Genomic DNA, 19,620 nt, shown 5'->3' with positions numbered 1-19,620 from the left:
AGCGGATTGTCATCAGCCAAAAGCGGCAAAAATGCAGGATTTTCATGCTTTTTTACGGTTTCAGGCCGGAGGTGCTGCGTCCCGGCCCCTGGTTTCGCGATAATAGGACCAGAAAAGCCGCGATGCGACGCCTCGCCACGGGCTCCATGATTCGGCCAGAGCGATCAGCGTTTTCTCCGGCGGACGCGGCTCTATGCCGAGCGCGTGGCCAACCGCGCTCTGCAGCGCGACGTCGCGCGCGGGGAAAATATCGGGGTGGCCGGCGGCAAACAGGAGATAGACTTCCGCCGTCCACGGGCCGATGCCCGGCACCGCGATCATAGCCGCGATCGCCTCTTCGGCGTCGAGCGAACAGAGGTGATGCAGGTCGAGCCCCTCAACCACGGCCTGCGCAACCGCGATCAGACCGCGCTGCTTCGGCCGCGACAGCCCAGCCTCACGAAACATGTCCTCGCCGGCGGCAAGGATCGCCTGCGGCGTCAGCGGAGCGACCAGTTTCACCAGCCGGCCGAAAATGGCATCGGCGCTCGCACGGGATACTTGTTGCGAAACGATAATGGAGGCCAGGCTTCGAAAGCCGGGCTCCGACAGCCGCAGCGGCACCTCGCCGGCCATGCCGCGCACCTTTTCCAGGCGCGGATCGATTGCGCAAAGCGCATCCAGCCCGCGCGCAATATCGTCCAGTGTCGCGATGCGTTGCATGTTTTCTTGTTCCTGAACCGACCTCACGGTAGCAATTGGCAAAACCGCTGCACAACCCGATTGCCGCTTGTGAGATGACGCTCCTGACATTCCGCTTCGCGCCGAGCCCGAATGGCGAACTGCATCTCGGCCATGCCTATTCGGCACTGCTCAACCAGCAACTGGCGCGTGCGGCCGGCGGCCGCCTGCTGCTGCGCATCGAGGACATCGACACGATCCGCTGCACGCCTGAATTCGAGGCCGGCATCTTTCGCGACCTCGAATGGTTAGGTCTCGAATGGGAACAGCCGGTGCGGCGCCAGGCCGAGCATTTTACCGACTACCGGGCCGTGCTCGACCGGCTGGTCCGCGAAGAACTCGTCTACCCTGCCTTCATGAGCCGTGGCGAGATCAGGGCCTTCATCGCCGACAGCGAAAAGCGCGGCCGCGGCTGGCCGCGCGACCCGGACGGCGTGCCGCTTTATCCCGCCGCCGACAAGGCGCTGCCGGTCAGCGAACGCAACCGCCGCATCGCCGAAAATGCGCCCTTCGCCTGGCGCCTCGACGTCAAGGCGGCGCTGGCGCGCGTCGGCACGGATTTGTCCTGGCGCGAATTCAACGAGACGCTTTCGGCGACGCAGCGAGTCGAGGCGCGTCCGCAGGACTGGGGCGACGTCATTCTAGCGCGCCGCGACATCCCGACCAGCTATCACCTGGCCGTCGTCGTCGACGACGCTCTGCAAGGCGTCAGCCATGTCGTGCGTGGCCGCGACCTCTATTCCGCGACCGGCATCCAGCGCCTGCTGCAGGAACTGCTCGGCCTCGGCCAGCCGCAGTATTTCCACCACCGTCTCATACTCGGACCGGATGGGCGCAAACTGTCGAAGAGTTTTGCTGATACCGGCCTTGCCGCGCTGAGGCAGGCAGGCATGTTGCCGGACGATGTCAGGCGGCTGGTCGGGCTCTGACTAAAGCCGGGCCAGCCCCGCCTTGAGCAGCGCCAACACGCCTATAAACGCGAAGGCGCCGCCCAGTCCCCAGGCAACCGCGAGCTTCAGATCTCTCAGGACGATGCCATGTTCGTTCGCGGCCATGACCGCGGCGAAAAAGCCGAGCGTGAACAGCAATGTGTTGCCGGTCGATCCAAAACCGTCATCCTGCATGATGGCGTCGAGCGCTGAACCGAAGAAGAAGCCAAACACGGCCACACTGGCCACCGTCATCAAAAGCCAGCTTGTGTCGAGATGCAACAGCATGCGCGCTCCCTGTCGAAGCCAAAACGCCATGTCGCCGGATCCATCGACAGAAGTCGATTGCCCTGACGCCGCCCTTTGAATTCGGCCACCTCCTAGATCAGGATGAGCTTATGTACCAATTGTTTCGCTTTGCTTGCCGGATTGAACCGCATTAGAGCAATTGCCGTATTTGTCTCTTCACCGAATCGGACCTCTCCACCGGAAACGGCTTCCCCGAAAATGCACAGTCTCAAGCGGTTCATCCCCGCCTCGTTTGTCGTCCTATGGGCGACAGGTTTCATCGGCGCGCGCTACGCCATGCCCTGGGCCGAGCCCTTCACCTTTCTGGCGGCCCGCTTTGTCATCGCCGCCTTGCTGCTCGCCGGCCTGATGCTCGTGCTTGGCTCGAAGCGAGCCACAAGGGCAGAAGCGCTTCACGCCACGGTCTCTGGCATCCTCATGCATGGCATCTATCTCGGCGCGGTGTTCTGGGCGATCCACAGGGGCATGCCCGCCGGGCTTTCGGCGCTGATCGTCGGCCTGCAACCGCTGATCACCGCCGTGCTTGCCGGCCGGTTCCTCGGCGAGGCCATCCTGCCGCGCCATTGGGCCGGCCTTGCCGTCGGCCTTGTGGGAGTGATCATCGTGCTGTGGCCGAAGCTCGGCGCTCTCGGCGGCGGCGTTACGCCCGAAACCCTGACGGCGTCGCTGGTCTCGGTGCTGGGCATGAGCGCCGGGACCATCTGGCAGAAGCGCTATGCCTCGGGTGGCGACCTGGTGGCGGCGACGATGTGGCAATATATCGGCGGCGGCTCGCTGATGATCCTGGCCTCGCTGGCCCTTGAGACCCACACGGTGATCATCAACGGCGAACTGATCTTCGCCATGGCCTGGCTGGTCCTGGTGCTGTCGATCGGCGCCATCTTCCTGCTGATGGTGATGATTCGCGACGGCGAGATGTCGAAGGTCGCGTCGCTGTTCTACCTGGTGCCGGCCGTCACCGCTGTCATCGCCTGGGCGCTGTTCGGCGAACGGCTCAGCCTCGTGCAGATCGTCGGCATGGCAATCGCGACGCTCGGCGTCGGGCTGGCCACGGCTCGGCCAGCCAAAACCTAGCTGCCGACACGCGCGCGCGCTTCGAGAAAGCGGCTGATCGCCGCATTGAGTTCGCCGCCGAGGATGAAGATCGCCGACAGCATATAGAGGAAAACGACGGCGATCATGATCGAGGCGAGGCCGGCATAGGTCGTCACATAGGACGAGAAATGGTCGAGGTAGGTCGCGAACATCGTCGAGCCGACAAGCCACGCAGCCAGAGTGAAGATGATGCCAGGCACCAGCGAGACAAAGCGGCGCTTGCCCGCCGGCAGCCAATAGTGGACGGCAAACAAGCCACCAATGATGACGGTTGAGGCGATGACGTAACGCCATAGCGTGATCGTGCCCGTATAGGGTTTGATCCACTCGAAATGAGCTTCCGCCAGCCGCGCCAGCAAGGGCGCAAAGACCAGGAGCACGCTGATCGCCAGGAAACCGGCCGTCGCGATCAGCACGAAGAAAATGCTCTGCACCCGGCGGTAGATGATGCCGCGCGTTTCGGCGACGCGGTAGGCGCGGTTGAGCGAGGTGCGCAGCGCCTCGATGCCGTTGGAGGCGAAATAGGCCGCCAGAAGCACGCCGTAGGTCAAAAGATCGGTGCGCCGCACGGTCAGCACGTTGAGCACCTCGCGCGCGATAGGCTTGGCGATCTGTTCGGGCCAGGTGTCGAAGACCAGGTGCACGGCAGTATCGGCGAACGCCTGCGCACCGAGGAAGCTCGCCAGCGTGGTGGCGAAGATCAGGAACGGGAACAGCGCCATGAGCGAAGTGATCGCCAGATGGCTGGCCATGGCCCAGCCGTCATCGGTGTTGAAATGGCCAAGCGCGTCATAGAGCACGCGGCGCAGCACGACGATATTCCGCATCAAGAGCCGCGTTCCCTTCGATTGTCTCGACGCCGCGAATATGGGAAGGGATTGTGGCAAATGGCAACCCTTGCTCAAACCACGATGCCGCCTGCCAAAGAGTTGCGCACCATCATCGTCACCGGCGCCTCGTCCGGGATAGGCGCCTACTGCGCCCGTGCACTGAAGGCGGATGGCTGGCGCGTGTTTGCAACGGCGCGCAAGCCGGATGACATAGCCGCACTTGAAGCCGACGGCATCGAGGCCTTTTATCTCGACTACCGTGAGCCGGATTCCATCGCAGCACTTGCGGCATCGGTGCTGGAGCGGACAGGCGGACGCCTCGACGCCCTGTTCAACAACGGCGCCCATGCACAGCCCGGCGCCGTGGAAGACCTGCCGGTTGCGGCATTGCGCGAGCAGTTCGAGGCCAATTTCTTCGGCTGGCACGACCTCACCCGACGCATCGTACCGGTAATGCGTCGCCAGGGACATGGCCGCCTCGTTCATTGTTCCTCGATCCTTGGGCTAGCGCCGGTGCCTTTTCGCGGCGCCTACTCAGCCTCCAAGCACGCGCTCGAAGGCCTGATGCTGTGCATGCAGCAGGAACTCAGGGGCAGCGGCATCCATGTCTCGCTGATCGAACCGGGGCCGGTGACCTCGAAAATCGCCAGCAACGGGCTGTTCTGGTTCCTGAAAAACATCGACCACGAGAATTCCGTCCACCACCTCGCCTATGCCACGCAGCTGGCGCGGCTTCGGGCCGGCGGCAGCTCATCACGGCTGAAAAAGGGGCCGGAGGTGGTCTATGCGGCCTTGCGCCATGCACTTCTGTCGCGGCGCCCGCGCCCGCACTATGTGGTAACAGTGCCGGCCAGGATCGGCGTGATGCTCAAGCGCATCCTGCCGGCATCGATGCTCTACCGCGTTCTGGCCAGACGCGCCTGACCGCAACAGAACTGGGAACAGATCATGGCAACCGTCATCAAAGTCCTCCTCGTCCTCGTCATGGTCGCCGTGGTGATCGTGCTTGTCCGCGGCCTCATCAACATGATGCGCGGCGGCTCCGGTGTGAGCTCGAACAAGCTGATGCAGGCGCGTGTGCTGTTGCAGGCGCTGGCGTTGGCACTGATCCTGCTGGTGGTGTACTTCACCCGCAAGTGACGGCCGTTCGGGAGGCGACGTGGTCAAGCTCAACAAGATCTACACCCGCACCGGCGATGACGGCACCACTGGCCTCGGCACCGGTGAACGCAGGCTGAAATCCGACCTGCGCGTCGATGCGTACGGCACCGTCGATGAAGCCAATGCCTGCATCGGCATCGCCCGCCTGCACACAGCGGCAAGTTATCCCGCCATCGACGCCATGCTGTCCCGCATCCAGAACGACTTGTTCGACCTCGGCGCCGATCTCGCCGTGCCCGACGACGGCAAGCCGCTCGGCTACGAGCCGCTGCGCATCATCGCCTCGCAGACCGACCGCGTCGAAAAGGATATCGACCTTCTCAACAAGGATCTGCAGCCGCTCAAATCCTTCGTGCTCAATGGCGGCACGCCGGCGGCGGCAGCACTTCATCTTGCCCGCACCGTGGCGCGACGGGCCGAGCGGATCATGGTGGCGCTGGCGCAGGACCCGGCCGAACATGTCAATCGCGAGGGGCTGAAATACATAAACCGCGTCTCCGACTTTCTGTTCGTCGCCGCCCGTGCGGTCAATGACAACGGAAATGCCGACGTGTTATGGGTGCCCGGCAAGAACCGCTGAATTTTCTCGAAGGCGGGAAAGGGCTTAGGGCATGTTCATCCCGCTTTACGACTCCAACAGGTTGCGCCACATCCGGCTGCAATATGTGACGATCGGCCTGATCGCGGCCAACGCGTTGGTCTTTCTCATCACCACGATCGGCGGCGAAAATTTCAACAATGCCGCCGTGCTCGGCCTCGGCTTTATTCCTTCCGTTGTCCACGATACGGCAGAACTCTCGCCCCAATTCGTCGTCATTCCGGAGAGCCTGAGTTACCTCACCTATGCCTTCCTGCATGCCGATATCTTTCATCTCGGCGGCAACATGCTGTTCCTGTGGGTGTTCGGCGATAATGTCGAGGACGCACTCGGCCACATCCGCTACCTCATCTTCTACCTGCTTTGCGCCATCGCCGGCGCCTTCTTGCAGGGGCTCGTCGCCTGGAGTTCGGAGGTTCCGCTGATCGGCGCCTCCGGCGCCATTGCCGGCGTCGTCGCCGCCTATCTGGTCCTCTACCCCCGGGTGAAAGTGTGGGTGCTGGTCTTTGCCCGGATTCCGCTGCGTATCCCGGCCTTCATCCCACTGATCCTGTGGATCGGCTTCCAGGTGGTGATGTTTGCCGCCGGCGGCGAAAACCAGATATCCTGGGCCTGCCATATTGGCGGCATCATTGCCGGTGGCGTGCTGGTGCTCATCATGCGCAGCCGCGGCGTGCCGCTGCTCGCCGGTGGCGACGGCGAGCCGCAACCCGCCGATCAGCCAGCCGCTTCTACTGGGCCGGCGCCAGCCGGTCCCGCTCCCGTGCAACCTGAGACGCGTTGGGGCCGGGGTGGCGCTTCCGGTCACAAGTGAACCGATTTGGGTGGTTTGGCCGCTGCCGTGGCATATTGACGTGTTGCGTCGCCACAACTACGGAGAGCGCCACCGCTAGGCGGCAGAAGACCAGAATTCGTCCGGCCAGGATTCCGTTTGGCCGGAATTCAGTCAGGAATGTCGGCTTTCGACAACTCTGCGGAGGCGCACGCTGCTATAGCGCGCCCGGATATCTCAGGAGAGGTGACAGACAATGAAGATCCTTGTGCCCGTGAAGCGGGTTGTGGATGCGAACGTCAAGGTTCGCGTCAAGGCCGATGGTTCGGCGGTGGAACTCGCCAACGTCAAGATGGCGATGAACCCGTTCGACGAGATCGCGGTGGAAGAGGCGCTCCGGCTGAAGGAAGCCGGCAAGGCCGAAGAGATCATCGTCGTTTCGGTCGGCCCGCAGCAGGCGCAGGAAACGCTCCGCACCGCGCTCGCCATGGGCGCCGACCGCGCCATCCTGGTCAAGACCGACGAGCAGACCGAGCCGCTCGGCGTCGCCAAGGTGCTGAAGGGCGTCGTTGACGCCGAACAGCCCGGTCTCGTGATCCTCGGCAAGCAGGCGATCGATGATGACTCGAACCAGACCGGCCAGATGCTGGCCGCCCTGCTCGGCTGGGCACAGGGCACTTTCGCCTCCAAGGTCGTGATCGACGGCGACAAGGCCAAGGTGACGCGCGAAGTCGACGGCGGCCTGCAGACGGTGGAACTGAAGATGCCGGCGATCATCACCGCCGATCTTCGCCTCAACCAGCCGCGCTATGCCTCGCTGCCCAACATCATGAAGGCCAAGAAGAAGCCGCTCGACGAAAAGAGCCCGGCCGATTACGGCGCCGACGTCAAGCCGCGCCTGAAGGTGCTCAAGACCGAGGAGCCCAGCGGCCGCAAGGCGGGCGTGAAGGTCAACAGTGTCGCCGAACTGGTCGACAAGCTCAAGAACGAAGCCGGCGTGCTCTGAGACTGGAAGGAACAGATAAAATGACCATTCTCCTCATCGCAGAACACGACAACGCCAGCCTTTCCGACCAGACCGCGAAGGCGCTCTCGGCGGCGCTGCAGATCGGTTCGGACGTGCATGTGCTGGTCGCCGGCAAAGGCGCCAAGGGCGCGGCCGACGCCGCTGCCAAGCTCGAGGGCGTGAGCAAGGTGCTGCTGGCCGAGGCCGACGAACTGGCCGAGCGCCTCGCCGAACCGCTCGCCGCACTCGTTGTCTCGCTGGCCGGCGCCTACGACACCATAATCGCGCCGGCGACCTCGTCGGGCAAGAATGTCGCGCCGCGCGTGGCGGCCCTGCTCGATGTCGCGCAAGTCTCCGAGATCATCGAAGTGGTTTCACCAGACACGTTCAAACGGCCGATCTATGCCGGCAACGCCATCCAGACGGTGCAGTCGAGCGACGCCAAGAAGGTCATCACCGTGCGCACCGCCTCCTTCCAGGCTGCCCCGGAGGGCGGCTCGGCAGCTGTCGAGACGGTCAAGGCCGCGGCCAATCCCGGCCTCTCCACTTTCGTCGAGAACAAACTCTCGGAAACCGACCGTCCGGAGCTGACCTCGGCCAAGATCATCATTTCGGGCGGCCGCGCGCTCGGTTCCTCGGAAAAGTTCCAGGAAGTCATCCTGCCGGTCGCCGACAAGCTCGGTGCAGCCGTCGGCGCCTCGCGCGCTGCCGTCGACGCCGGCTACGCCCCGAATGACTGGCAGGTCGGCCAGACCGGCAAGGTCGTGGCGCCTGACCTCTATATTGCCGTCGGCATTTCCGGCGCCATCCAGCACCTTGCCGGCATGAAGGATTCGAAGGTCATCGTCGCCATCAACAAGGACGAAGAGGCGCCGATCTTCCAGGTTGCCGATTATGGCCTGGTCGGCGACCTGTTCGTCATCCTGCCGGAACTGCAAAAGGCGCTTTGACGCTTTATGCCAAAGCGTATTAAATTGTGAAAGGGTGGGGTAGACGAAGCTGCCCCACCCTTTTAGTTTGCACTGCACAAAAAGCAGGCCGCAAAGGCCTTTCGACGGGATCGCTGCAAATGGCCAAGATCGAGACGATCGGCATCATCGGCGCCGGCCAGATGGGCGGCGGCATCGCGCATGTATCAGCACTTTCGGGTTTCAAGGTGCTGATCTACGACGTCTCGCCCGACCGTATCGAGAAGGGTATTGCCACGGTCAGCGGCAACATGGCCCGCCAGGTCGGCTCCGGCAAGCTTGAGGAAAAGCTGCGTAACGAAGCGATGGCGCGCATTTCCGCAGCCCCCACCATGGCTGATCTCGCCGGTGCCGATCTGGTGATCGAGGCGGCGACCGAGGACGAGACGGTCAAGCGCAAGATTTACGCGCAGCTCTGTCCCCAGCTCAACCCGGAAGCCATTCTGGCGACCAACACCTCGTCGATTTCGATCACCCGGCTTGCCGCGCAGACCGACCGTCCCGAGCGTTTCATCGGCATACATTTCATGAACCCCGTGCCGCTGATGAAGCTGGTCGAACTGGTGCGCGGCATCGCTACCGAGGATCAGACCTTCGAGGCGGCCAAGGCCTATGTGAAACAGCTCGATAAGACGATCACCGTCTCTGAAGATTTTCCGGCCTTCATCGTCAACCGCATTCTGTTGCCGATGATCAACGAGGCGATCTACACGCTCTATGAGGGGGTAGGCTCGGTCGATGCCATCGACACCGCCATGCGGCTCGGCGCCAACCATCCGATGGGACCGCTGCAGCTCGCCGATTTCATCGGCCTCGACACCTGCCTCTCGATCATGCAGGTGCTGCATGACGGCCTGTCGGATTCGAAATATCGCCCCTGCCCGCTGCTGGTGAAATATGTCGAGGCCGGCTGGCTCGGCCGCAAGACCGGGCGCGGCTTCTACGATTATCGCGGCGAGCATCCGGTTCCGACGCGCTAACCCACAAAAACGGTAACTTAGTTCCGCCCTCAGGACGCCGCTGCAAGCGGCGGCTCTGCTTGGCCGCTTGATCCGGTATCGTCAGGCGCCACGGAAACACAGCCGCGGCCGGCGGCCTTGGCCGCATAGCAGGCAGCATCGGCCCGGGCGATGATCTCGTCGACTTCACCGCTGTTGCTGTGGATCGGCGCCAGCCCGATACTGGCGTCTATCGCATGCGGCCGGCCGTCCCAGGTGAACTGCAGGGCGCGGATCGCTTCAATGATCGAGCGCGCGGCAATCCTGGCGCCGGCGCTCGAGCCGGCTTTTAGGACGACCGCGAATTCGTCGCCGCCGAGGCGGGCCACGATATCCTCCGGCCCAAGCGCACCGCGAATGGCCTCGGCAACCCGCTTCAGCAAGGCGTCGCCGGCGGCGTGGCCGCCCGTGTCGTTGACCAGCTTGAAATGATCGAGATCGATGAACATGAAATAATGCTCGCCCGCCGGCCTGGCCGTGCCGGCCTTGCGGCTCCGGTCGACCAGTTCCTCCATGGTGCGGATAAAGCTCGAACGGTTGGCAAGGCCGGTCAGCGCATCATGCGCGGCGGCATAGGCGAGTTGGCGCTGCAAGGCGCGCGCATCTGTGAAGTCCTGGAAGACGATGACCAGGCCGCAGAACTCCTGGCGGTCGTTCATGATCGGCGACACCACCTGGCGGATGCTGCAGCGCGTGTCGTCGCGACGGATGAGGACGGCGCGACTGTTCTGGTCGGCAGGGCTGGCGCTGCCGAGCGCCGGCCGCGTCATGCCGATCCTTCGCCCGGTTTCTTCGTCCACCGCCCAGTAGACATGGCCAAGCGTCTTGCCGAGCGCCTCTGCGCCAACAACGTCGGTGAGCTTTTCGGCGACAGGGTTCATGAAGGTGATGCGGTTTGCGGCATCGGTGCAGATGACGGCGTCGCCGATCGACTGCAGCGTCACCCTCAGCCGCTCCTTCTCGTCGGCCAGCATTGCCGCCGATACGATGAGGCTTTCCTCGGTTTGCTTGCGCTGGGTGATGTCGGTCAGGCTGCCGATGGCCCTGACCAACCTTCCGTCCTTGTCGCGTTCGAGCGTCTTGCCGCGATCAAGGATCCAGACCCAGTGGCCATCCTTGTGGCGCATCCGGAACTCGGCTTCGAAGAACGGTGTCCTGCCCTCCAGATGGGCACGATCAGCTTCGGCCACGTTTTCGCGATCGTCGGGGTGGATCATCGCCAGCCAGCGGTCGGGGTCGCCGTCCAGCTCGCCATCGGCATAGCCCAGCATCTTCACCCAGGTGGCGGAGTAGGTGGTGCCACCCTTGCGCATGTCGAGGTCCCAGACGCCTTGTCCGGCGCTGGCCAGGGCAAAATTCCAGCGCGTTTCGGCCTCGGCTATGCGCGCCTCGGATTGCTTGCGCGCATCGATATCCTCGATCTGGGAGACCAGGTAGAGCGGGCTGCCGCTCTTCTCGTCGCGAATGACGGAACCGGCAAGATGGGCCCATACCGGCGTGCCGTCCTTCCTGAGGTAGCGCTTTTCGAAGTGGAAGGCGTTGACGGTGCCCGCCCGCATGCCGTCCATCGTCTCACGGCCGATCTGCACATCGTCGGGATGGGTGATCTGGAAGAAGGTCAGCGCCTCGATCTCCTGCTTGCTATAGCCGAGCATGGCGGCGAAGGCCGGGTTGGTTTCATGGATGCGGCCGTCGAGGCCGACAATGGCGATGCCGATCGCCGAATCCTCCATGGCGCGGCGGAAACGCTGCTCGCTTTCGGCGATCTGCCGGCGGTCGTCCAGTATCCGGTAAATGAACAGGGCGGCGAGAATCAGCGCAACGGCGGCGACCGGCACCGATATCTGCAGGCAGAGTTTCAGCACTTCGGCGCTGACATCGAGCCGCGACAGCAGGAGCGCGACCACGGCAGCGCAAAGCCCTCCGGCCGCAAGCACCAAAGCCACGTGACTGTCAGCCCGCAGGCTTTTTCGCTCTCGTCGCATCACTGTGCATGCCACCCCATGCGCAACACATTTCTGCAAAAAACACTGGATGATCGATTTTAAGGAAAGGTTGCGCCGGAGCGACCGGCAACACGGTGAACCCGCAAACAATTGCCGGCATGATTAAGGATCGGTGATTATTGGGCGATCTTGGACGGCCCGGTCACCAGCGCACGAAGAACCGTCCCCCGAGCGCGCCCAGACCGGCTAGGACGGCGATGGCGAGCGTGTACCAGGTGGCGACGAAAAGCGGCGAATCGTCGAAGCAGTGCGCGGCGTAGAAGGTCGCCGCCAGGCCGCCGGCGAGCAGTCCCGCGACCGCCCCGGCCAACACCGGCCGCGTCGGCGCGCCATAGCGCAGCATCCACAGGAAGACGGCAAGCGGGCCGATGCCGATCAGCGGGATGAAGCCCATGCAGATCATCATGTTGGAGCCGACCATGCGCGTGCTCCACATCGGCTCCGGCACCATGAACAGTTCGAGAGCCACCGCCACGGCCACCAGCAGCGGCGCCGCCAGCATCCAGGCCGCGGCTCTTGCCGTCGAAGCGCCCGGCGTCGACAACGCCCGGACCAGGCCAAAGGCGGTGACGGCGAGCACGATGGTGAACACGAACTTCGCCAGGAACCGCATCGTGTGCATGGCGGTCATGATGTCGGGACGCGGGCCGATGGTGAGAAAGAAGACCAGAGCCGCGATCACCGCCGCGGCTGCCGCCGCCATCAACCAGGCCGAGCGCAGCGGCATCGCCTTGCTGCTTGTGTCGGCGTCGAGTGCCTTGATGAGATCCTCCGTCCTCATGTCACTGCCGCCCGAAGCGCCCCTGCCCAAATCGCTTGGCGATCGCGGCAAGCCCGCGATGCAGCGACACCCGCACCGCCGTCTCGCTGACGCCGAGCCTGGCCGCCGTCTCGCCGATGGAGCGGCCGTCGACCGAGATCGAAGAAACGACGGAACGCTGCGCAGCCGGCAGTCCGTCCAGCGCCCGGTTGATGTCGCGTTCGCTGACGGTCTCGGTTTCCGGCTCGGCAAAGGTCTCGGCGATCTCGTCGATCTCGATTTCGATGCGCCGTCCGCGCCGCCGGAAAGCATCGATCAGCTTGAAGCGGGCTATCGCATAGATCCATGGCAACACCGGCGCGTCCTGGCGCCAGGTATGCCGTTTCACATGAATGGCCAGCAAGGTTTCCTGCACGACATCCTCGGGATCGACCCCGCCCTGTACGATCTTGCGCCTCGCAAAGCCGCGAACCAGCGCGGCGATCCGGTGCAAAAAGTCGGCGTAGGCCCTTTCATCTCCCGCGATCGCGGCCCGCATCAGCCGGGAAAGCTCGGCCTCATCCTTGCCGCTCACAAGAGTTCACTCCCCGATCTTCGCGCCTCGGCACCGATTTGTTACGTGTCCGGCGAAATGATGTCCAAGCCAAAGTGCCGCAAAATCACGAAAGTTTGCGGGAGCGGCGACCGATTGAAGCAGCCGAGCAATGTTGACTACTGCTGTCAGGTATCGATAGGTGCAGCCTGCGAAACCAGAACCACCGAGATTGAGGATGACGCCATGAGATACACGCTCTCCACCCTAGCGGGGGCCACAGCGCTGGCCGTGAGCATGATCGCCGGGCCGGCGATGGCCGCGGATGCCGGCATCATCGTCTACAACGCCCAGCATGAGAGCCTGGCCAAGGAATGGGTCGAAGGTTTCACCAAGGAAACCGGCATCAAGGTCACGCTGCGCAATGGCGGCGACAGCGATTTCTCCAACCAGATCGTCGCCGAGGGCGCTTCTTCGCCGGCCGACGTGTTCCTGACCGAAAACTCGCCGGCGATGACCCTGGTCGAAGCGGCGGGCCTTTTCGCGCCGGTCGACGCCGACACGCTGGCGCAAGTCCCGGCCGAATTCCAGCCGAGCAGCGGCAGATGGGTGGGTGTCGCGGCGCGCAGCACCGTCTTTGCCTACAACAAGACCAAGCTCACGGCCGAAAAGCTGCCCAAATCGATGCTCGATCTCGCCGATCCGAGCTGGAAAGGCCGCTGGGCAGCCTCGCCTTCCGGCGCCGATTTTCAGGCCATCGTCAGCGCGTTGCTCGAGCTCAAGGGCGAAGCCGCAACCGCCGACTGGCTGAAGGCCATGAAGGAGAATTTCACCGCCTACAAGGGCAACGGCACGGTGATGAAGGCGGTCAATGCCGGCGAGATCGAAGGCGGAATCATCTACCACTATTACTATTTCGGCGATCAGGCAAAGACCGGCGAAAACAGCAAGAACGTCGAACTGCATTATTTCAAGAACCAGGATCCCGGCGCTTTCGTCTCGATCTCCGGCGGCGGCGTGCTCGACTCGAGCAAACACCCGAAGGAAGCCCAGGCGTTCCTCAAATGGGTGACCGGGAAAGGCGGCCAGGACGTGCTGAAGACCGGCACGTCCTTCGAATACGCTATCGGCAAGGACGCGCAGTCCAATCCCAAGCTGGTGCCGCTGGCCGACCTGCAGGCGCCGAAGGTCGATCCGGCGACACTGAACTCCAAAAAGGTGACGGACCTGATGACGGCAGCCGGCTTGCTTTAGGCTGGGTTCGTCCTAAAAGGGCAACGATTGCGCTCCTGCCGGACTTTCCGCAGGAGCGCTCTGTTTTCGAGATGGCATTGTCCATGACAACACATTGCGTTTCCGGCCGCGCCTGCGGCGCCCCCGCCCCGGCGGCAGTGGCGCGGTCGAGCTGATGCAAACTGCGGTCGATCTCGCACGTTCAGGCCAGACAGTCGGGCGGTCCCGCCGGAAGCCCATGTCCTGGATCGCGCTTGCCGCCATAATTGTCTCGCTGCTGTCGCTGCTGCCGCTGGCGTTCATCATCTGGATCGGTGTGCAGATCGGCTGGGACACTGCTTCGGCCCTGGTCTTCCGGCCGCGCGTCGGCGAACTTCTGGTCAACACCGTGCTTCTGGTGGCGCTCACCGTGCCGATCGCCACCGTGCTGTCGGTGACGCTGGCATGGCTGACCGAGCGCAGCGACCTGCCCGGCGCCCGCCTGTGGGCTTGGCTGTCGGTGGCGCCGCTCGCCATCCCCGCCTTCGTGCATTCCTACGCCTGGATCACCATGGTGCCGACCTTGCACGGCCTGTGGGCCGGCGTGCTGGTCTCGGTTCTCGCCTATTTCCCGTTCCTCTATCTGCCGCTGGCGGCGGCTCTGCGCCGGCTCGATCCTGCTTTGGAGGACGCAGCCGCAGCACTCGGCCTTGGACCATGGCGGGTGTTTTGGCGTGTCGTGCTGCCGCAGCTGAGACTGGCCATTTGCGGCGGCGCGCTGCTGGTCGGCCTGCATCTGCTGGCCGAATACGGCCTCTACGTCTTCATCCGCTTCGACACTTTCACCACGGCGATCGTCGACCAGTTCCAGTCGACCTTCAACGGTCCCGCCGCCAACATGCTGGCCGGCGTCCTGGTGACTTGCTGCTTCGTGCTGCTCGCGCTGGAGGTGCTGGTGCGCGGCGAGGAACGCTATGCCCGCGTAGGCTCGGGTGCCGCGCGCCGCCAGCAGCGCACCAGGCTCGGTCGCGCCACCCTGCCCTGCCTGGCTCTGCCTGCCATCGCCACGCTTCTCGCCATCGGCGTGCCCTTCGTCACCATCGGCCGCTGGCTGGTCGCCGGCGGCGCCGATGTCTGGCGTTTGGACGAGATCGGCCTGGCGCTTGGCCAGACGCTGTTCCTGGCGCTGGCCGGCGCCTTGCTTGCGACCATCGCCGCCATGCCGATGGCCTGGATCTCGATCCGCGCGCCGGGACCGCTGCAGCGGCTGCTCGAAGGCTGCAACTACATTGTCGGTTCGCTGCCCGGCGTGGTCATCGCGCTGGCCTTGGTCACCATTACCGTGCGCATCGCCATGCCGCTCTACCAGACGCTGTTCACAATCCTGGTCGCCTATGCCCTGATGTTCCTGCCGCGCGCCTTGATCAGCCTCAGAGCCTCGATCGCACAGGCGCCGGTCGAGCTCGAACGCGCCGCCGCCAGCCTTGGCCGGCCGCCGCTGAAGGCGCTTTGGTCGACAACGATTCGCCTGTCGGCGCCGGGGGCTGCGGCCGGCATGGCGCTGGTCGCGCTCGGCATCATGAACGAGCTGACCGCCACCCAGATGCTGGCGCCCAACGGCACGCGCACGCTGGCCATGGCGTTCTGGTCCTATAGCGGCGAGATCGACTATGCCTCCGCCGCCCCTTACGCCTTCATCATGGTGGCGATGTCGCTGCCGCTGACCTGGCTGCTCTATGTCCAGTCGAAACGGATGGCCGGGCGATGAGCTTTCTCGAAATCAGTGGCCTCACCAAGCACTACGGCCCGGTCGCAGCCCTTGCCGGCATCGAGCTCAGCGCCGCAAGCGGCAGTCGCACCGCGATCGTCGGCCCGTCCGGCTGCGGCAAGACGACGTTGCTGCGGCTGATCGCCGGCTTCGAGGCGCCCGACCAGGGCCGCGTCGTGCTCGACGGCGAGGTGCTGGCCAATGGCGGCCATGCGGTGCCGGCGCACCGCCGCGGCATCGGCCTGGTGGCGCAGGATGGCGCCCTGTTCCCGCATCTCAGCATCGGCGACAATATCGGCTTTGGCATGGCCCGCGGCGAGGACCAGCGCGCCGAGCGCATCGCCGAGCTCGCCTATACCGTCGGGCTGGACAAGGCGATCCTCAAGCGCCGCCCGCACCAGCTCTCCGGCGGCCAGCAGCAGCGCGTGGCGCTGGCCCGCGCCATGGCGATGAAGCCCAGGCTGATGCTTCTCGACGAACCGTTCTCGGCGCTCGACACCGGTCTGCGCGCCTCGATGCGCAAGGCGGTCGCCGAACTACTCGAAGCCGCCGGCATCACCACCATCCTGGTCACCCACGACCAGGCCGAGGCGCTGTCCTTCGCCAGCCAGGTGGCGGTCATGCGCGACGGAAAGTTCTCTCAGATCGGCACACCGCGAGAACTCTATCTGCAGCCGAAAGACCGCATGGTTGCCGAGTTTCTTGGCGACGCCATCATCTTGCCGGCAAAGATTTCAGGCGGCTTCGCCACCTCCTCGCTTGGTCGCATAGCCGTCGACTCGAAGGAGCGGCGCGACATCGCCCGCATCATGCTGCGACCGGAGCAGGTGCAGGTAAAGCGCACGTCGCGCGAAGGCATGTCGGGTCCTGCGGGCACGATATTCGCCGAGGTGACGGACTCGGAATTCGCAGGCTCGATGTGCACCATTGCCGTGCGGCTGTTGAACAACCCCGATCCGCCGGACGCCGCGGCGATCGGCAGCACACCGCTGACCTTACGCAAGCCGGGAATCGACGCACCTGCCGTCGGCGAGATCGTGCGTCTGACAGTTTCCGGCAAGGCGCATGTCTTCGCCTGAACTGCCGATGCGTCGGATTGGCGCGAGCGGCTGCGTCAATCGACTCGTTTCCCAGCATTGTCGAACCAATGCAGCTTCTCGGCCCTGGCCACGACGCGCAGTTGATCGCCGGGTTTGGCCGTGGCGCGGCCGGCCACACGCACGACGATGCGGTTGCCGCCGGCGGCACAGTGAAGAAAGCTTTCGGCTCCCACAGGTTCGACCGCCTCGACCGTCGCAGGCAGAATAAGCGCGCCGGATGATGCCTCGGCACTGAAGGTGACGTCGGCATCCTCAGGGCGGAAGCCAAGCGTGGCGGCGTTCGTAGGCGCGAAGTCAACCGTCTTGCCGTCGGTCAGCGCCGGACCAGCCGGTCCTTGCGAAAGAGGCAGAAGGTTCATCGGCGGTGCGCCGATGAAGGAAGCGACGAAGGTCGAGGCTGGCTTCTCGTAGATGTCGAGCGGCGCGCCCGTCTGCTCGACCAATCCGCCATTCATGACGACGAGAATATCGGCCAGCGTCATCGCCTCAAGCTGGTCATGGGTGACGTAGACCGAGGTGACACCGAGCGAGCGCTGCAAATTCTTGATTTCGACCCGCATCTGGCCGCGCAGTTTGGCGTCCAGGTTGGAAAGCGGTTCGTCGAACAGAAAGACTTTCGGATTGCGCACGATTGCGCGACCCATGGCCACGCGCTGGCGCTGGCCGCCGGAAAGCTCGCGTGGGCGCCGGTCGAGCAGCGCCGTGAGTTCCAGGACCTTGGCGGTCGAGCGAACCCTGCTGTCGATCTCGTCCTTGGGAGTACCCCGGTTGCGCAACCCGTAGGCCATGTTGTCGTAGACCTTCATATGCGGATAGAGCGCATAGTTCTGGAACACCATGGCGATGTCGCGCTCGGTCGGACCGATCGTGTTGACGATCTTGCCGTCGATGGCGACGGTGCCGGAAGAAATGGTCTCAAGCCCGGCGATCATCCGCAGCAGCGTGGACTTGCCGCAGCCGGACGGCCCAACCAGCACGCAAAGCTCCTTGTCGGGAATGGCGATGGAGACACCCCTCACCGCCTCGACGCCGCTGGGATAGACCTTCTTCACATCCTTCAGATCGACGGTCGCCATCGGCTTCTCACTTTTCGGAATCGACAAGTCCGCGCACGAACCAGCGTTGCATCAGCACCACGATCAGGATCGGCGGCAGGATGGCCAGCATCGCGGTGACCATGACCAGATGCCATTGCGTATCGGCATCGGCGAAGGAAACCATCTTTCTAAGGGCGATGACGATGGTGTTCATGTCGTTGCTGTTGGTGACGAGCAGCGGCCACAGATACTGCGTCCAGCCATAAATGAAGAGGATGACGAACAGCGCCGCGATGTTGGTGCGCGACAGCGGCAACAGGATGTCGAAAAAGAAGCGCCATGGTCCGGCGCCGTCGACACGCGCCGCTTCCACCAACTCACCTGGAATGGTCATGAAGAACTGGCGAAACAGAAGCGTGGCGGTGGCCGAGGCGATCAGCGGAATGATCAGGCCGGCATAGGTGTCGATCATGCCGAGATCGACCATCACCTTGTAGGTCGGCAGGATGCGCACCTCGACGGGAAGCATCAGCGTGATGAAGATCAGCCAGAAGAAGACCATCCGAAGCGGAAAACGGAAGAACACGATCGCATAGGCCGAAAGGATCGAGATGAAAATCTTCCCCACCGCGATGCCGAGCGCCATGATCGTGGTGTTGAGCAGCAATCGGCCGACACTGACGCCGCCGATGCGGCCGACACCGCCGAACAGCGCCTCGCTGTAATTGTTCCAGACCTGGTCGCCGGGCAAAAGAGGCAATGGCGGCTTGAGGATGGTCTGCAGCGTCTGCGTGGAGGCAACGAAGGTGTAGTAGATCGGGAAAGCGACGATCAGGATGCCCAGGATGAGCACGGCGTGGGCGATGAGGGCGCGAAGCGGGGACTGACCAATCATCGCTCGCGCTCAACCGTAGTGGACTTTGCGTTCCACATAGCGGAACTGGATGGCCGTGAGTGAGATGACGATGACCATCAGGATGACCGACTGCGCGGCCGAATCGCCGAGGATCAAATTGACGAAACCGTCATTGTAGACCTTGTAGACCAGCGTCTCGGTGGCCTTGCCCGGCCCGCCGCCGGTGACCGCATGGACGATACCGAAAGTGTCGAACAGCGCATAGACCGTGTTGACGACCAGCAGGAAGAAGGTCGTCGGCGCGAGCAGCGGGAAAACGATGGTCCAGAAGCGCTTCGTCTCCCCGGCGCCGTCCATGGCCGCCGCCTCTATCAACGTCTTCGGCACTGCCTGCAGCCCGGCGACGAAGAACAGGAAATTGTAGCTGATCTGCTTCCAGGCAGCCGCAGACACCAGCAGGATCATGGCTTGGTTGCCGTTAAGCAAGGGATCCCAGGCGATGCCGAGACCTCTCAAGGCGTAGGCCAGCGAACCGATCGAGGGGTTGAACAGAAACAGCCACAACATGCCGGCAATCGCCGGCGCCACCGCATACGGCCAGATCAGCAGCGTGCGATAGAGGCCTTTGCCGCGCACCACCTTCTCGGCCATGACGGCAAGCAACAGGGCCACACCCATGGCGACGATCGCGGTCGCCAGAGAGAACACCAGCGTAACTTTGATCGAGTTGAGGTAGGCCGGGTCGGCCAGCACCTTGCGAAAATTGGCGAGCCCGACGAACTTGCTCTTCAGCCCGAACGGGTCTTCCCTGAGCATCGACTGGTAGAGCGCCTGCCCGGTCGGCCAGTAGAAAAAGATCAGCGTAATGGCGAGTTGCGGCGCCACGAGCAGGTAAGGCAGGGTCTTGTTGGGAAAGACGACGCGTGGAGACAGGGTGATTCCCTCGCTATTCAGGAAATCGTC

General features: G+C 63.7%; 21 protein-coding genes. 12 read left to right on the top strand and 9 right to left on the bottom strand.

Features of this window, described 5'->3' with window-relative positions; translation table 11 throughout:
• Window positions 1-60: 60 nt before the first annotated feature.
• Window positions 61-702 carry a DNA-3-methyladenine glycosylase family protein gene (locus NKI35_RS00435; RefSeq protein WP_352738014.1) on the bottom strand — a complete coding sequence of 214 codons (642 nt, stop codon included), beginning with the start codon at window positions 700-702 and terminating at the stop codon, window positions 61-63.
• 74 nt (window positions 703-776) lie between these two features.
• On the opposite strand from NKI35_RS00435, the gene gluQRS reads away from it, so the two are divergent.
• Complete coding sequence (gene gluQRS, locus NKI35_RS00430; protein ID WP_352738012.1) at window positions 777-1,649, top strand: tRNA glutamyl-Q(34) synthetase GluQRS; 873 nt, start codon at window positions 777-779, stop codon at window positions 1,647-1,649.
• On the opposite strand, the gene NKI35_RS00425 is transcribed toward gluQRS, so the two are convergent.
• The gene (locus NKI35_RS00425; RefSeq protein WP_352738010.1) at window positions 1,650-1,967 is read right to left on the bottom strand and encodes a hypothetical protein; all 318 of its coding nucleotides are present in this window, start codon (window positions 1,965-1,967) and stop codon (window positions 1,650-1,652) included.
• Window positions 1,968-2,156: 189 nt separating this feature from the next.
• On the opposite strand from NKI35_RS00425, the gene NKI35_RS00420 reads away from it, so the two are divergent.
• Window positions 2,157-3,032 carry a DMT family transporter gene (locus NKI35_RS00420; RefSeq protein WP_352738008.1) on the top strand — a complete coding sequence of 292 codons (876 nt, stop codon included), beginning with the start codon at window positions 2,157-2,159 and terminating at the stop codon, window positions 3,030-3,032.
• Here NKI35_RS00420 and NKI35_RS00415 read toward each other — a convergent pair.
• On the bottom strand, window positions 3,029-3,880 hold the full coding sequence (locus tag NKI35_RS00415; protein WP_023671675.1) for a YihY/virulence factor BrkB family protein: 852 nt from the start codon (window positions 3,878-3,880) through the stop codon (window positions 3,029-3,031). The genes NKI35_RS00420 and NKI35_RS00415 overlap by 4 nt on opposite strands.
• Window positions 3,881-3,940: 60 nt before the next feature.
• Between NKI35_RS00415 and NKI35_RS00410 the strand changes: the two genes are divergently transcribed.
• From NKI35_RS00410 to NKI35_RS00380, 7 genes are all read left to right on the top strand, one after another.
• A complete protein-coding gene (locus NKI35_RS00410; RefSeq protein WP_352738006.1) occupies window positions 3,941-4,807 on the top strand; it encodes an SDR family oxidoreductase in 867 nt (288 codons plus the stop codon).
• A 24-nt stretch (window positions 4,808-4,831) separates the two neighbouring features.
• Window positions 4,832-5,023, top strand: coding sequence for a twin transmembrane helix small protein (locus NKI35_RS00405; protein ID WP_023671673.1), 192 nt, complete (start codon window positions 4,832-4,834; stop codon window positions 5,021-5,023).
• A 19-nt stretch (window positions 5,024-5,042) separates the two neighbouring features.
• A complete protein-coding gene (locus NKI35_RS00400) occupies window positions 5,043-5,624 on the top strand; it encodes a cob(I)yrinic acid a,c-diamide adenosyltransferase (RefSeq protein ID WP_023671672.1) in 582 nt (193 codons plus the stop codon).
• A 31-nt stretch (window positions 5,625-5,655) separates the two neighbouring features.
• Window positions 5,656-6,456: a rhomboid family intramembrane serine protease gene (locus NKI35_RS00395; protein ID WP_023694012.1), complete on the top strand. Its 801-nt coding sequence runs from the start codon at window positions 5,656-5,658 to the stop codon at window positions 6,454-6,456.
• Window positions 6,457-6,670: 214 nt separating this feature from the next.
• Window positions 6,671-7,420 (top strand): electron transfer flavoprotein subunit beta/FixA family protein, encoded by a 750-nt coding sequence (locus NKI35_RS00390; protein ID WP_023685322.1) that lies wholly within the window; start codon window positions 6,671-6,673, stop codon window positions 7,418-7,420.
• Between the two features lie 20 nt (window positions 7,421-7,440).
• Window positions 7,441-8,370, top strand: coding sequence for an electron transfer flavoprotein subunit alpha/FixB family protein (locus NKI35_RS00385; protein ID WP_023685323.1), 930 nt, complete (start codon window positions 7,441-7,443; stop codon window positions 8,368-8,370).
• A gap of 119 nt (window positions 8,371-8,489) precedes the next feature.
• Window positions 8,490-9,368 (top strand): 3-hydroxybutyryl-CoA dehydrogenase, encoded by an 879-nt coding sequence (locus NKI35_RS00380; protein ID WP_023671668.1) that lies wholly within the window; start codon window positions 8,490-8,492, stop codon window positions 9,366-9,368.
• Window positions 9,369-9,397: 29 nt separating this feature from the next.
• Here the strand turns inward: NKI35_RS00380 and NKI35_RS00375 are convergent, their stop codons facing one another.
• The 3 genes from NKI35_RS00375 to NKI35_RS00365 all read right to left on the bottom strand — a co-directional run bounded on the left by NKI35_RS00375 (window position 9,398) and on the right by NKI35_RS00365 (window position 12,726).
• Window positions 9,398-11,332 carry a PAS domain S-box protein gene (locus NKI35_RS00375; protein WP_352738003.1) on the bottom strand — a complete coding sequence of 645 codons (1,935 nt, stop codon included), beginning with the start codon at window positions 11,330-11,332 and terminating at the stop codon, window positions 9,398-9,400.
• A gap of 202 nt (window positions 11,333-11,534) precedes the next feature.
• Entirely contained in the window at window positions 11,535-12,173 is a 639-nt protein-coding gene (locus NKI35_RS00370; protein ID WP_023671666.1) for an NrsF family protein, read from the bottom strand.
• Window position 12,174: 1 nt separating this feature from the next.
• Window positions 12,175-12,726 (bottom strand): sigma-70 family RNA polymerase sigma factor, encoded by a 552-nt coding sequence (locus NKI35_RS00365; RefSeq protein ID WP_023671665.1) that lies wholly within the window; start codon window positions 12,724-12,726, stop codon window positions 12,175-12,177.
• A 204-nt stretch (window positions 12,727-12,930) separates the two neighbouring features.
• On the opposite strand from NKI35_RS00365, the gene NKI35_RS00360 reads away from it, so the two are divergent.
• The 3 genes from NKI35_RS00360 (at window position 12,931) to NKI35_RS00350 (ending at window position 16,743) form a co-directional block, all read left to right on the top strand.
• Window positions 12,931-13,938 carry an iron ABC transporter substrate-binding protein gene (locus NKI35_RS00360; RefSeq protein ID WP_352738001.1) on the top strand — a complete coding sequence of 336 codons (1,008 nt, stop codon included), beginning with the start codon at window positions 12,931-12,933 and terminating at the stop codon, window positions 13,936-13,938.
• Window positions 13,939-14,092: 154 nt separating this feature from the next.
• Complete coding sequence (locus tag NKI35_RS00355) at window positions 14,093-15,664, top strand: ABC transporter permease (protein ID WP_023737454.1); 1,572 nt, start codon at window positions 14,093-14,095, stop codon at window positions 15,662-15,664.
• On the top strand, window positions 15,661-16,743 hold the full coding sequence (locus tag NKI35_RS00350; protein WP_023686694.1) for an ABC transporter ATP-binding protein: 1,083 nt from the start codon (window positions 15,661-15,663) through the stop codon (window positions 16,741-16,743). The genes NKI35_RS00355 and NKI35_RS00350 overlap by 4 nt, the downstream gene beginning before the upstream one ends.
• A gap of 35 nt (window positions 16,744-16,778) precedes the next feature.
• On the opposite strand, the gene NKI35_RS00345 is transcribed toward NKI35_RS00350, so the two are convergent.
• From NKI35_RS00345 to ugpA, 3 genes are read right to left on the bottom strand one after another with little or no spacing between them, the layout of a single operon-like run.
• Complete coding sequence (locus NKI35_RS00345) at window positions 16,779-17,840, bottom strand: sn-glycerol-3-phosphate import ATP-binding protein UgpC (RefSeq protein ID WP_352737999.1); 1,062 nt, start codon at window positions 17,838-17,840, stop codon at window positions 16,779-16,781.
• Between the two features lie 7 nt (window positions 17,841-17,847).
• A complete protein-coding gene (ugpE, locus tag NKI35_RS00340; protein WP_023698704.1) occupies window positions 17,848-18,696 on the bottom strand; it encodes a sn-glycerol-3-phosphate ABC transporter permease UgpE in 849 nt (282 codons plus the stop codon).
• A gap of 9 nt (window positions 18,697-18,705) precedes the next feature.
• Complete coding sequence (gene ugpA / locus NKI35_RS00335; protein WP_023731064.1) at window positions 18,706-19,590, bottom strand: sn-glycerol-3-phosphate ABC transporter permease UgpA; 885 nt, start codon at window positions 19,588-19,590, stop codon at window positions 18,706-18,708.
• Window positions 19,591-19,620 lie beyond the last annotated feature (30 nt).

Source organism: Mesorhizobium sp. M0676 (genome assembly GCF_040320535.1).
Classification (GTDB): domain Bacteria; phylum Pseudomonadota; class Alphaproteobacteria; order Rhizobiales; family Rhizobiaceae; genus Mesorhizobium.
This window is presented reverse-complemented; position numbering and strand designations above follow the sequence as displayed.